Consider the following 11561-nt stretch of genomic DNA (forward strand, 5'->3'; position numbering starts at 1 on the left):
ATGATGGAGATCGGACGGATATGTACAATCGCGGAAAAAGAGTTCGCCGAGAACATCAGGGGACGACGTTTCCTCCTCGTCCTCGCCCTCTTCCTCATCATCGCGGCCGTCGGGGCATGGCAGGGCATTCAGGACTACACCGCCGCCCTCGAACGGTATATGCAGGCCCTCCAGGTCGCCGGCACCGAGATCATGCCATCGATAGCGCGTATCCCTCCCTCGGTCCTGGACGTCTTCATGCGGATGGGTGAGGCGATGTCGACCCTTGGGGCGGTTCTCGGCATCGCCGTCGGTTTTGACCTCATCTCCGGCGAGAAGGAGGACCACTCCCTGAAGATGCTCCTCTCCCACCCGGTGTACCGGGACGAGGTGATCACCGGCAAGGCCCTCGGCGGCATCGTATCGGTGGCATTCGCCATGGCGGTCGCCCTCGGCATCGCGCTTGCTCTCCTCCTCATCTCCGGTCACGTCCCCTCGACCGACGAGGCGGGTTTCATCCTCATCTTCGGACTTGTCTCCTTCCTCTACCTGACCTGCGGGTATGCGATCGCCCTTGCCATGTCGGTCGTCGCCGATCGGAGCGGGAAGGCGCTGCTCTATGCGTTGGTCGTCTTCTTCTTCCTCTCCTCCGTCGTCCCGGCGGCAATGACCCTTGCCGCCGATGTGATAGCGGGGGAAGAACCGGAAAAGCCGACCCTTGTCGATGACTCCGACCTGGAGAAGTGGAACGCCTACCTGGAGGAGCGGAGGGACCGCGACAAGATGCGGAACGCCGTCATTTCGACTGGAAATGTCTTCTCGCCGCAACTCAACTACGCCGAGGTCTCCCGCGCCGTCACCCAGCCCCTCATGTACCTGAACATGCACGGCGACCCGGACGAGGCGTGGTCGCACTTCGATGCGGACGACCTGGACTACGCCGAGATCCTCGGACACCTCTGGAAGAACATCGTCGCACTCCTCCTCATCCCGGCCATCTCCCTCGGTTATGCCTATATCCGCTTCCAGAGGCTCGATCTCAGGTGAAAAGGGCCCTCTCCGGGAGAAAATGTGCTCCTACCATCTTCAGGATGTACCTATTGACACCCATGAAATTGGGGGGACATTATCGCGGTGTGCCAGTAGAGGCGCAAAGAACCACTACGAACTGGCACAGGCGCTGGAAAAGTGAGGGAACCGGTAAGGATCAGAAATTTTTCTTTTTTTTGTGGGGTCAGACCCCTTTTGCATGACTGTTTTTGTATGCGGAGAATACAATTCCCCCAACGCGTAGATGATCTCCACAGAACAGATATATAAAATAACAGAGATACTATGGATCGTGGATGCCTAAACGGGTGTCCCGCGGGAGGCCGGGGACTTCGATTGGCGTCGTGTCCCAGCCTTCCTCTGCCCGGAGGCGATCGGGTTGTTGGATGTCATCAGTGATAGCCGTTGCGGTCTGTTTGCCTCTGGGAAAAACATTGGAGGTAGAAGAATGAACACAAAAGAAGTGTTTACAGTCAGCCTTCTTGTGGCTTCTCTGGTAATGGTCGTATTAATCATGCCAGTGATGGCTAATGAAGGAGTGAACATAGATTGGCCCGTATTGTAGAAATATGAATCCCATAATGAAGCGATAATATCTGGAGAATTAAGTCCAGTTAAAGATACTAACACCCATTATGTTCCCATTGGAGCCATAATTATCCATTCAAACAATGGTATTACTCGGGTATTCTCACAGGATGGGAAAGAAATATTATTTGCCCATGATGAAAATGTAAAAAAGATAGCGACACCGGGTGGTTTTGTCCCTGCTACATATGTTCATCAAGTACCATCTGGATCTAAAGTTCTAAGGGATGGAAATGCTACAGCAGTGTCCAGTTTTAGGGCAATAAATTAGATACCAGAATATATATTTTAAACTAAAAATCTGATCTGATGGTGTATAAATGAAAGACCTGTGGTATCTCATTCTGATCTTTAGTATCCTGACGTTCGCCGCCGGGTGTACGATAGCGCCGGTGGATGTTCCTCCGCCGCCAACGACTCCGCTCCCGGAGGAAACGCCGGTCACCACCCGCCCCGTGGCATCCTCCGACCTTCCCGACTTCGACTATGCAAATGTCCCGGTCATCTCACCTGATGAGACCGACTGGATGACGACGAATGCTTCATACATCGCTAGGCTCGCACTCAGGGACGAGGCGGCGCGGGCGATGTACCTCGGCGGCGGCACCGTTGAGGGAGTGCTCCTCTCCTGCCACCCGACGCCCTTCCCCTCGACCGGGGACGGGTGCGCCCCGGCGCTCAGGATCGCAAACGAGACGGTTGTCGTCGATTTCCTGGTCGATGAAACTGAAGGGCGGGTGATCACGACCGTGACCGAAATCCGGGAGGGTTTGTAAAAGAAACCGGGAGATTCAGGATGAAGTATCGAAGATGGTTCCGGTAGAGGTCTCCTGAATCCCATGACGGGCGGTGCAGACCCCCTGTCTTCCTCCTGCTCTCCTCCTATAGGACAGCGCTACACCACATTCCTCCATAGATAAAACCATGAGATGATTCTCGAAAATCCCCTCCCTCACCCATCCCCTATCTATACCCGCAAACACACACTTCTCCTATCATGATCCGCGAACACTTCCAGTACAGGCAGACGATCACGACGATCCTGGCCGACGAGCAGTCCTTCATCGACGCGGCAAAAGGTGCGATGCTCGAGGCCCGCGCCGAACTGGAGGCGTTCATCGCCGAAGACCCCTTCTTCGGGATCACCTTCGACCCCTACGACCCGCCGGCGGAGAGCCTGACCGTGCGGCGGATGGGCGCGGCGTCCGTCTCCGCAGGCGTCGGCCCCATGGCGGCGGTCGCCGGCACCATCGCCTGGGCAGGGGCCGAGGCGATGCAGGAGGCCGGCGCCTCCTTCGGCGTCGTCGACAACGGCGGGGACATCGCCCTCTTCTCCGACCGCGACGTGCGGGTCGGCATCCACGCCGGCGAGTCGCCCCTCTCCGACAGACTGGCCTTCCTCGTCCCGCCGCACCCCGCCATCCTCGGCATCTGCACATCCTCGGCGACAGTCGGGCCGTCGATCTCCTTCGGCATCGCCGACGCCGTCTGCGTCGTTGCGGAGGACGTCGCCCTCGCCGACGCCTGGGCGACCTCTCTCTGCAACGACCTCAGCCCCGGCGACGACACCCCCTTCACCGCCCTCGCAGGCACCGGGGTGCAGGGCGCCCTCGCCATCCTCGGCGACGCCGTCGGCACCTGGGGGACGCTCCCCGAGATCGTCGAGGCGCGGGTCGATACAGACCTCATCACGCGGGGGGAGGACGTCTGAGGGGTGGGATGTCGGGGGGGTTGATCAAAATAGAACATACTCTGTTCGGACATCGAATATCTTTTCAAACTCCCTATCGCTCGATCCCCACTCTGGATTGGACCGTGGAATAGAGAGTGTTCATCCAAAAGGGAGATAACCTTCCCGTCCCTATCCTGAGCGGGGGTCCGGGGGCGTAGTCCCCCGGTGCAGAGCACGATAACCTGCCTTCCCCATAGAGTTCGCCGGGGGACCGCCTCGAAAACCTTCGGTTTTCTCGTTGCCCCCGGTTCCCCGATCCAGGATAGGGCCGGGGAAGAGAGAGCAGAAGTCACGGCAGAGTATGCAAACCCTGCCTCTATCACAATGGCGGGGAGCGGGGGGCGGCAGTCCCCCGGCGGAGGACGTCGACCCACCGCCTTTCCCATAATGCCCACCGGGAATAGGATCTGACAAGACAGAACAGGAAATCCTGAAGAGGGGATTGCTATCCTCTCTTATCCGGACATGAGAAGATAGACCTGCCAGAACTGAAATCCCCGGGTCCAAAAACTAGCTCAGGCCAGTTCGTCGAGGACGAAGTCCTCGGCCTTCTTCCGCGCCCCCTCCCCTCTGAACCTCCCGTACTCCGTCTCCCCGTCGGTGACGACGATCGCCGGCCCGGACGCATCGACCTCGAAGACCAGTTCAAAGATATCGACCTCGTCGAGGAGCACGCCGCGGAGCGTCTCCGAGGCCGGGGCAAGCACGAGGCGCTCGGCCGGGAGGTCGCCCGGATATTCCCGGAAATAGTAGTAGTAGACCTGAAGGGCATTGAGCAGGTCTGAGGTGAGGAGTTCGCGCCTGATATCGTCGGCGATCCCATCAAGGATCCCGGCAAGGCGTGCGTCGTCCTCCTCCGCCTCGTCAAAGATCTGGTCGGCCACTGCCGCAAGCTGCTCGTAATCGGTCATCATGATACCTCTCCCCCGGAGATAAAAAAGTATATTGTGAGATCCAGCACAAAATACGGTGTGAAATCCGAAGAATTCGACTGGATGGTCTATCACGCGATCGCCTGGAACAGGGCGACGACGGTCCCCGCCCTCGTGAAATACACCGGCGGGGATGCGGCGGCAGTCGAAGCCTCGGTGCAGCGCCTCGTCTCGTACCTGCTCATAGAGCGGCACGATGAAGAATACCGCGCCCTCTCGATCGAGGAGTCCATTCTCAAATGCCACCTGCGTGCAGGCCCCGGCATCCCCCTCGAAATCGAGGACGGCGTCATAAAGATACCCGATTTTGCACGTAAAGGAGATAATAACTCATGAGGAAAGTGTGTATCCTCAGACTCGGTCACCGGCCTGAACGCGACCTGCGGGTGACCACCCATGTCGGCCTCACGGCCCGCGCCCTCGGCGCGGACGGAATGTACCTTGCGGCCGAAGACCACGGGATCGTCGACTCTATCGAGGACGTGGTCGAGCGCTGGGGCGGAGAATTTTTCGTTGAAAACAACGTGAAATGGCGGCAATGCATCAAGCAGTGGAAGGAGAAGGGAGGCATCGTCGCCCATCTCACAATGTACGGCCTTGAGGTCGGGGAGGTCGTCGACGAGGTGCGGGAGCGCCCCGAAGACCTGCTCATCATCGTCGGCGCGGAGAAAGTGCCGGGCGACGTTTACGGCATGGTCGATTACAACGTATCCGTGACCAACCAGCCCCACTCCGAGATATCGAGCCTTGCCATCTTCCTCGACCGCCTCTTCCAGGGCCAGGAGATGGACCACAAGTTCGAGGGCGCGAAGATCCGCGTCGAGCCCTGCAAGGTAGGAAAACGGGTGGTCGAGCTTTGAGACGTGTCCTTGTCGCGGGATTCGCGACCAGGCACGTGGTCCAGTCGGCGCGGCGGGCAGGTTTCGAGGTCTATGCCGTCGACCACTTCTGCGACCAGGACCTCTGCTGGAATGCCAGTAAGCACCTCAGGTTCGACGAACTCGAGGACCTTCCCGATACGATCGCCACGATCGCCGACGGTCACACCATCGACTACTTTGTCGCCACCTCAGGGGCCGAGGACCTCGCCGTCCCCCTCCCCCATGCAGGGACGCCTGCCGACGTCTCGGCGCGTTTCCTGGACAAACTCGAGATCCAGATGTTCTTCGAGGACGCTCGCATCCCGACGCCGCACCTCTCAGACGGTCGCTTCCCGGCCATGGTCAAGCCGCGGCACGGTGCCGGAGGCTGGCGGAACCGGGTCGTCGGGTCTCCTGAAGACCTCAGGGCATGGAAAAAAGAATGGCCCGATGTCCCGGCGATCACCCAGGAACTCGTCTCCGGCATACCCGCGAGCGTCTCCTGCATCGCCGACGGGACGCGGGCCGTCGCCATCGCCGTCAACGAGCAGATTCTCCGCGGCGGAGAGGGCGACCGTGCGTACGGCTTTTCCGGCTCGATCACGCCGTTCGATCACCCCCTTGCCGCGAAGATGGCAGCGATTGCAGAGGAGGCCGTAGGCAGGAGCGGGTGCGTCGGGTCGGTCGGCGTCGATTTTGTCGTCGACGACAATGATACGTGGGCGATCGAGATCAACCCCCGCTTCCAGGGCACCCTCGACACCGTCGAGATCGCCACCGGCCAGAGCATCTTCAAGAAACACATCGACGCCTGTCAGGGCACCCTTCCTCCGCATGGCCTGAAGTCCGGGACGGTTGCGGCGCGGGCAATCCTCTTTGCCGACCGCGACCTCACCCTCACACGGGACCTTGGCGACTGTGCCGACTGTTGCGCCGACATCCCCTGGCCAGGGACCGAGATCGAGGAGGGAGGCGCGGTGGTGAGCATCTACGGATGGGGTCCTGACCGCACCGCCGCCCTTGACATGCTGGATAGAAATATAACACGCGTCCGTCAATATATTCCCTGATGGTTGGCATAGACGAGATGCTGGCAGATCCGGCAATCAGGGCATATCTCCTCCGCCATATCGGGAACGAGGGCCTCGATCTCCTCGAGAGGTTCCCGCCCGCAGGCGAATACTCAGACGAGGAACTTGCCGAGAAGACCGGCATCAATCTCAATACGGTACGGCACACCCTCTATACGCTCTACGAGAGGCGTCTTGCCGAGTACAGGCGGATCAAGGACCCGGAGTCGGGCTGGCTCACGTATCTGTGGACACTCAGGACCGACATGGTCTATCCGGTGATCAGGGAGGAACTTGAACGTGTCCTGGAGATCCTGACAAAAAGATCGAAGTACGAGGAGGAAAACGACTTTTTCATCTGCGAGGAGTGCGGGATCTTCACCTTCAACGATGTCTCCGACTCAAACTTTACCTGTCCCAACTGCAGTGCCCCGGTGAAGCATTTCGACAATGAGATGCTCCTTGGCGCCCTGAAACGGCGGGTCGCGGCGATCCATGCAACTCTTGGAACAACTGGAAGCGCATCTGAGTGATGCCGGGTGCGATCCCGGCGTCATCGCCCATTGCCGCACCGTTAACGCTGTCGCTGCAGGATATGCCCGGTCTCCCGTCATCGACAGGAAACTGCTGACAGCCGGGGCCATGCTCCACGATCTCGGGCGTTCAGAGACCCACTCTCTCCATCATGCCGAGGTCGGTGCCGACCTCGCCCGGCAGACAGGGTGTCCCGATGAGGTCGTCAGGATCGTCCAGAGGCATATCGGCGCGGGACTGACCGTCGAGGAATGCTCTCTCCTCGGGCTCATTCCCCGTGACTCGGTGCCGCAAAGACTGGAGGAACGGATTGTCGCCCATGCCGACAACCTTGTCAAAGGGACGCGGGTGATCACGCCTGAGGAGCGGATGGACCGATCTGTTACCCTCGGCCGAAAATTTATGGTGCGGGCCTTCAGGCTCGGCCTCGATCTCGAACCCCTCCGTCACCTCAGATGATCAACTGTTGAACATGAGGGAGGGCCCGCAGTTTTTCGATCACGCCGACAGGCAGGGGTTCGTCGAGGACGACGACAAGTTTCGGGGACTCGGAGAAGTACGGGTCGTTCACGAAGATCTGCCTGATTGTCAGGTCGTGCGCGGCAAGGACGCCGACCACCGCACCGACAATCCCCTTCTCATGGGCGTCTCTCGGGAGGATGGTGATGACGGTGAGTTTCAGGAACCCGGCCACCCGGGAGAGGTCGGGAGTTGCTCTCATCAGTGAAAATATCTCTGCTGCCGGCCCCATCGTCAGGATACGGCGGGCCGTGGCATCGACGACCCGGCGGTCGATCCCGATCTCCCGTGCGATATGCGTGGCCGGTATCTCGATACCATTGCAGGTGATGCGCCCCTCAGAGGAGACGCCAAAGCCGTTCTCGAGGAGAAACCTGACGACCCGGGCCTGGGCCGGGGAATCGGCAAATTCCTGCATGATTTTTGCCCACATAACCAGCATTATCATCGGCGCTGCGGGATAATGATTCTTGGGGTCGGCACCATTGCGCTCACCGGGCCGGATACCCCGCCATTCCGCGATTTTCCGGGGAGGTACTCTGTAGGAGAGGTTTGCGTGCCCGGGTTGAGCGATAGATTAAAAAATGTGAAGATCCTTCTCTATAGGGTAACAGGCGAGGGTTGCCAAGCCAGGTCAAAGGCGCAAGGTTGAGGGCCTTGTCACGTAGGTGTTCGAGGGTTCGAATCCCTTCCCTCGCATTTTCTTTTATGATATCTGTTCTCTCTGCTTTTGTTGCAAGAACTCTTCTGTCAGATCTGTCTTTGAACGGACAGTGTTCCAGCAGGGTCAGGCGTTTTCCCTGGCGCACCGTGCATGAACTCCCTCCCGCCTCAACAGGTATAAGACACAGCCGGACCAACATGAACAGTCATATCTGGTCATATGTCTTTCTCTGAGCGCCTTCCTGTCATCTATGCCCTGGCTGCCGCCGCACTCTTCGGGATCACGGCACCCTTCTCCAAACTTCTTCTCGGCGGTGTCGGGCCGGTCACCATGGCGTCACTCCTCTTTCTCGGGAGCGGAACCGGCCTTCTGATCTATCTCATGGCAGGATCCCTTTCAGGCAACGGAAGAGACGGTGTCGAGGCGTCGCTCAGCCGTTCAGACCTCCCCTGGCTTGTCGGCGTGGTCGTTTCGGGCGGCGTCCTTGCGCCTATTGTGCTGATGGTGAGCCTCGCCCACACGCCGGCGGCCACCGCCGCTCTCCTCCTCAACTTCGAGGCCGTGGCCACGGCCATCATTGCGGTCATGTGGTACCGGGAACCGATCGGCCGCCGGATGGGGGCTGCGCTCTGCCTGATCACCTTCTCCTGTATCATCCTCTCATGGAACCCCGATCAGGCCTTCGGCTTCTCTATTGCCGCCCTCGGCATCCTCCTCACCTGCACCTTCTGGGGTCTTGACAACAACTTCAGTAAGATGATCTCGGCGAAAGACCCCATACCCATTGTGATGATCAAGGGCCTCGGCGCCGGTACGGTCACCTTCTTCATTGCCCGGGCCCTCGGCGAGGCCATCCCGTCACCTGAGACCTGCTGCGCCGCCATGATCATCGGTTTCCTCGGGTACGGCGGCCTGATGAGTGTCTTCTTCTTGATGGCACTGAGGGGGATAGGTTCAGCCAGGACAGGTGCGCTCGTCTCGACCTCGCCCTTCTTCGGTGTCCTGGTCTCTTTCTTTCTCTTCACGGACGACCCGGGCGTCCTCTTCTACCCGTCTCTCCTGACCATGGGCCTCGGCGCCTATCTCCTCATCACAGAGCGGCATTCTCACTCCCACCACCACGAGGCGATGGTGCACGAACACCGTCACAGGCACGACGACCTCCACCACGACCACGAGCACCCGGCAGGCACGCCTGCCATCGACCGGCACGGGTACCACTCCCATCCCCATGCCCACCACGACCTCTGGCATGACCACCCGCACAGCCCTGACACCCATCACCAGCACCGCCATGACGGCGCCGGCAGCGCAAAGTACTGATGTGCCCCTGAGTTTCCCGGCAGTGCGCGTGCAGGCGCTGCCGGACAAAACAGGGAGGTCTTCGGGGCGCCGTCTCGGTCTGGTCCGACCGCCCCGAAAAAGACGATATTTTGGCTTTGAGGTCATCCCAAAACTGATCCGAACCTTCATTCACGCCGATGAAAGGACTCACATTCGGTTCTGAAAAATCCAGTTCTGGTGTCTTGTCCGGGGGGTTTCACCCCCCGCCCTCGAAGACTTCGTCTTCTCATGCTCGCTAACGCTCGCACCCCCCTCATTGCGAGAGGGGGTGGAGGGCAATCTCCTTCATCAGGATCTCTGGTCTCTCTTCCCTGACCCTATCCTGTTTCGGGGGTCCGGGGGCGTCAGTCCCCCGGCAGAGATCTGGGGGAAGGCGGTGGTTTCGCACGATTCTTCATGAAATTCAGGAAGATATCGACCCGTTCATGATCTTTTCTCCCGAGTTCCCATGCACGGATGAAGGGAGTGAACGAGAGTTTTGGGATATGCTCTTTGTTGAAACCCTCATACCATGTTTGATGTCTCCCCTGTGATCCCGGGGAGGGAGCACAGATCCCTCGCCTTTCCTCTCCTTTCTGCCGGGGGTTTCACCCCCGGACCCCCTATTGCGATGGGCTCGGGAAGAGTGAACAGGACATTCAGAGGGGGAGAGCACCATATCCCCGCCAATCCTTGCGCGGGGGTTCGGGGGCAAAAGTCCCCCGGCACGGGCACACCAGAAAAGGTTTTCAACAGAGCCGATATTTTAGATTATTCAGAGGTCACGGATTTCAAGGTCGGCCTTCGCGACGGTCCCGAGTTTCATCGCGACGGTACGGTACAGATTGATATTCCGCACGCACTCCTTGAACTCACCATTGTACCACTCAGAAATCGAATCCTGGTACATGAGCATCTTCGTCTTCATCTCCTTCCTTCAGTTGGAAGGTTCCCCATATATGTCTTCCTTTATAATTTTCTGGACTTCCTCATGATTTATGATGAAAGATCCGGAAATATTTCCATTGCGGAGGTCTAATCTGTATTGTTCGTTCCCGACATTCGCCTTTCCTCCGACAGGCGCGGGGACGCACCGTCCCGGCAGAGACGCAGGGTTCTGGACCGGGATGAGGCCCCTGAGGCCCTGTCCGTACCCCCGGCGTCCTCTTTATATATCTGAATGGCAATACGCCGTCCATCACCACAATATGCGGAGGGGGTATGAAGCGTGTGGGCATCAGGATGGGGGTACTCTCACAGATCATCGATGACCTGAACAGGAACGAGGAACTCAGAGAGATCTTCGGGAACCCGGCCTCTCAGAGTCTTGTGGTCATCGCGGAGTACTCGGACGGAGAACTCGATCTCAGGATCGAGGAGATGAGAGACAGACCTCTTACCGAGGCAGAAAATAGACGGTTTGTGGAGATCCTCAACAGGACAGTCACCACAAACCTCAGCAAGGATCAGTACTCCAGGGCCTCGAACTGGGTCTTACCGACCTTGCCGTAATACTTTGATATCTTCGGGTCCAGTCCGCAGACCGGGCAGGCATAGTCATCAGGCAGATCTTCGAACTCCGTCCCTGCCGGAATGCCGCGGTGCGGTTCACCCCGCTTCTGGTCGTACACATACCCGCAGATCTTGCAGACATATCTCGTAGGGTTCCAGGGTTCGAAGCCCCAGGTGCCTATCGGCCCCTTTCCCGTCGCCCCGCAGACCGGACAGATATAATCCTCGGGCAGGTCTTCGAACTCCGTCCCCGCCGGTATGCCCCGGTGCGGTTCGCCCCTGAGCGGAGAATACACGTAGCCGCAGTACCTGCAGATATACCGGTTCACCTTTGCCATCATGGTCCCCCGGACTCCCATGCGTCCGGCCCGATATATATTCTTGCCCTCGACTGTCAGCGGCTGCTCTTGAGAATGGGATGCCTCTTCATGATCTCCTGTTAGGGCACATCTTGAATGTCCCACAATCTGTCAGGTCTTCGAGGTGCGAGCCTGAGATGGGCGGGGGCTTTCGATAGAATCCCCCGGTACACTCAAAAGGAAGGCAGCAGGTGTGGTCTGCTGTGGGGGAAGGTACTTACTCCTCGTATTTCCCCTTCAGACCTTCCCAGCCCGTGTAGCCGCAGTAGATGCAACCGACACCGTCACACCGGCTGCAGCGTTTTGCAGGCCGCCGCACAAGTACCCTGCCGGTGCGACCGCAGTTGGTGCAGCCGATACCGTCGCAGTGGTTGCAGACGACCTCTTCATAGATATCTTCAGCCATATCACACAATTTTTCGCTGCGAAGAGGATTAAT

15 protein-coding genes and 1 tRNA gene are annotated in these 11561 nt (G+C 58.8%); 11 read left to right on the top strand and 5 right to left on the bottom strand.

Annotated features, from left to right (window positions below):
* The 3 genes from MEFOE_RS08075 to MEFOE_RS08085 all read left to right on the top strand — a co-directional run bounded on the left by MEFOE_RS08075 (position 1) and on the right by MEFOE_RS08085 (position 3328).
* Positions 1-1026, top strand: a complete 1026-nt coding sequence (locus tag MEFOE_RS08075) for an ABC transporter permease (RefSeq protein ID WP_067050808.1) — start codon at positions 1-3, stop codon at positions 1024-1026.
* A gap of 911 nt (positions 1027-1937) precedes the next feature.
* Positions 1938-2393: a hypothetical protein gene (locus tag MEFOE_RS08080; protein WP_067050810.1), complete on the top strand. Its 456-nt coding sequence runs from the start codon at positions 1938-1940 to the stop codon at positions 2391-2393.
* A gap of 221 nt (positions 2394-2614) precedes the next feature.
* Entirely contained in the window at positions 2615-3328 is a 714-nt protein-coding gene (locus tag MEFOE_RS08085; protein WP_067050813.1) for a UPF0280 family protein, read from the top strand.
* A gap of 536 nt (positions 3329-3864) precedes the next feature.
* On the opposite strand, the gene MEFOE_RS08090 is transcribed toward MEFOE_RS08085, so the two are convergent.
* Positions 3865-4263 carry a hypothetical protein gene (locus MEFOE_RS08090; RefSeq protein WP_067050816.1) on the bottom strand — a complete coding sequence of 133 codons (399 nt, stop codon included), beginning with the start codon at positions 4261-4263 and terminating at the stop codon, positions 3865-3867.
* Positions 4264-4320: 57 nt separating this feature from the next.
* Between MEFOE_RS08090 and MEFOE_RS08095 the strand changes: the two genes are divergently transcribed.
* Genes MEFOE_RS08095 through MEFOE_RS08115 form a run of 5 tightly spaced genes read left to right on the top strand, consistent with a single transcriptional unit; the run spans position 4321 to position 7204 of the window.
* The gene (locus MEFOE_RS08095; protein WP_067050819.1) at positions 4321-4617 is read left to right on the top strand and encodes a hypothetical protein; all 297 of its coding nucleotides are present in this window, start codon (positions 4321-4323) and stop codon (positions 4615-4617) included.
* On the top strand, positions 4614-5141 hold the full coding sequence (locus MEFOE_RS08100) for a tRNA (cytidine(56)-2'-O)-methyltransferase (protein ID WP_067050822.1): 528 nt from the start codon (positions 4614-4616) through the stop codon (positions 5139-5141). Before MEFOE_RS08095 ends, MEFOE_RS08100 begins: the two co-directional genes overlap by 4 nt.
* Complete coding sequence (locus MEFOE_RS08105; RefSeq protein ID WP_067050825.1) at positions 5138-6211, top strand: ATP-grasp domain-containing protein; 1074 nt, start codon at positions 5138-5140, stop codon at positions 6209-6211. Before MEFOE_RS08100 ends, MEFOE_RS08105 begins: the two co-directional genes overlap by 4 nt.
* Positions 6211-6744, top strand: a complete 534-nt coding sequence (locus MEFOE_RS08110; RefSeq protein WP_067050827.1) for a transcription factor — start codon at positions 6211-6213, stop codon at positions 6742-6744. The genes MEFOE_RS08105 and MEFOE_RS08110 overlap by 1 nt, the downstream gene beginning before the upstream one ends.
* Positions 6707-7204, top strand: coding sequence for an HDIG domain-containing metalloprotein (locus MEFOE_RS08115; protein ID WP_067050830.1), 498 nt, complete (start codon positions 6707-6709; stop codon positions 7202-7204). Before MEFOE_RS08110 ends, MEFOE_RS08115 begins: the two co-directional genes overlap by 38 nt.
* Here MEFOE_RS08115 and MEFOE_RS08120 read toward each other — a convergent pair.
* Positions 7197-7697, bottom strand: a complete 501-nt coding sequence (locus tag MEFOE_RS08120; RefSeq protein WP_067050833.1) for a regulator of amino acid metabolism, contains ACT domain protein — start codon at positions 7695-7697, stop codon at positions 7197-7199. The two genes, MEFOE_RS08115 and MEFOE_RS08120, sit on opposite strands and share 8 nt — an antisense overlap.
* Positions 7698-7878: 181 nt before the next feature.
* On the opposite strand from MEFOE_RS08120, the gene MEFOE_RS08125 reads away from it, so the two are divergent.
* Positions 7879-7963: transfer RNA gene (locus MEFOE_RS08125), tRNA-Leu, on the top strand.
* A 184-nt stretch (positions 7964-8147) separates the two neighbouring features.
* Positions 8148-9251: a DMT family transporter gene (locus MEFOE_RS08130; RefSeq protein WP_067050836.1), complete on the top strand. Its 1104-nt coding sequence runs from the start codon at positions 8148-8150 to the stop codon at positions 9249-9251.
* A gap of 775 nt (positions 9252-10026) precedes the next feature.
* Here the strand turns inward: MEFOE_RS08130 and MEFOE_RS14005 are convergent.
* Positions 10027-10179, bottom strand: coding sequence for a hypothetical protein (locus tag MEFOE_RS14005; protein ID WP_160329516.1), 153 nt, complete (start codon positions 10177-10179; stop codon positions 10027-10029).
* 293 nt (positions 10180-10472) lie between these two features.
* Here MEFOE_RS14005 and MEFOE_RS08135 point away from each other — a divergent pair, with 293 nt between their 5' ends.
* Positions 10473-10763, top strand: a complete 291-nt coding sequence (locus MEFOE_RS08135; protein ID WP_067050839.1) for a hypothetical protein — start codon at positions 10473-10475, stop codon at positions 10761-10763.
* On the opposite strand, the gene MEFOE_RS14690 is transcribed toward MEFOE_RS08135, so the two are convergent.
* On the bottom strand, positions 10718-11104 hold the full coding sequence (locus tag MEFOE_RS14690) for a rubredoxin (RefSeq protein ID WP_394326510.1): 387 nt from the start codon (positions 11102-11104) through the stop codon (positions 10718-10720). The genes MEFOE_RS08135 and MEFOE_RS14690 overlap by 46 nt on opposite strands.
* Before the next feature lie 235 nt (positions 11105-11339).
* Positions 11340-11528, bottom strand: coding sequence for a hypothetical protein (locus MEFOE_RS08145; protein ID WP_067050841.1), 189 nt, complete (start codon positions 11526-11528; stop codon positions 11340-11342).
* Positions 11529-11561 lie beyond the last annotated feature (33 nt).

This window comes from Methanofollis ethanolicus (assembly GCF_001571385.1).
Taxonomy (GTDB): domain Archaea; phylum Halobacteriota; class Methanomicrobia; order Methanomicrobiales; family Methanofollaceae; genus Methanofollis; species Methanofollis ethanolicus.

What these genes read in the sequence shown, in the direction of transcription:
- MEFOE_RS08075 (WP_067050808.1), top strand. Translation starts at nt 1, where the DNA reads ATGATGGAGATCGGACGGATATGTACAATCGCGGAAAAAGAGTTCGCC.
- MEFOE_RS08080 (WP_067050810.1), top strand. Translation starts at nt 1,938, where the DNA reads ATGAAAGACCTGTGGTATCTCATTCTGATCTTTAGTATCCTGACGTTC.
- MEFOE_RS08085 (WP_067050813.1), top strand. Translation starts at nt 2,615, where the DNA reads ATGATCCGCGAACACTTCCAGTACAGGCAGACGATCACGACGATCCTG.
- MEFOE_RS08090 (WP_067050816.1), bottom strand. Translation starts at nt 4,263, where the DNA reads ATGATGACCGATTACGAGCAGCTTGCGGCAGTGGCCGACCAGATCTTT.
- MEFOE_RS08100 (WP_067050822.1), top strand. Translation starts at nt 4,614, where the DNA reads ATGAGGAAAGTGTGTATCCTCAGACTCGGTCACCGGCCTGAACGCGAC.
- MEFOE_RS08110 (WP_067050827.1), top strand. Translation starts at nt 6,211, where the DNA reads ATGGTTGGCATAGACGAGATGCTGGCAGATCCGGCAATCAGGGCATAT.
- MEFOE_RS08115 (WP_067050830.1), top strand. Translation starts at nt 6,707, where the DNA reads ATGCAACTCTTGGAACAACTGGAAGCGCATCTGAGTGATGCCGGGTGC.
- MEFOE_RS08120 (WP_067050833.1), bottom strand. Translation starts at nt 7,697, where the DNA reads ATGTGGGCAAAAATCATGCAGGAATTTGCCGATTCCCCGGCCCAGGCC.
- MEFOE_RS08130 (WP_067050836.1), top strand. Translation starts at nt 8,148, where the DNA reads ATGTCTTTCTCTGAGCGCCTTCCTGTCATCTATGCCCTGGCTGCCGCC.
- MEFOE_RS14005 (WP_160329516.1), bottom strand. Translation starts at nt 10,179, where the DNA reads ATGAAGACGAAGATGCTCATGTACCAGGATTCGATTTCTGAGTGGTAC.
- MEFOE_RS08135 (WP_067050839.1), top strand. Translation starts at nt 10,473, where the DNA reads ATGAAGCGTGTGGGCATCAGGATGGGGGTACTCTCACAGATCATCGAT.
- MEFOE_RS14690 (WP_394326510.1), bottom strand. Translation starts at nt 11,104, where the DNA reads ATGATGGCAAAGGTGAACCGGTATATCTGCAGGTACTGCGGCTACGTG.
- MEFOE_RS08145 (WP_067050841.1), bottom strand. Translation starts at nt 11,528, where the DNA reads ATGGCTGAAGATATCTATGAAGAGGTCGTCTGCAACCACTGCGACGGT.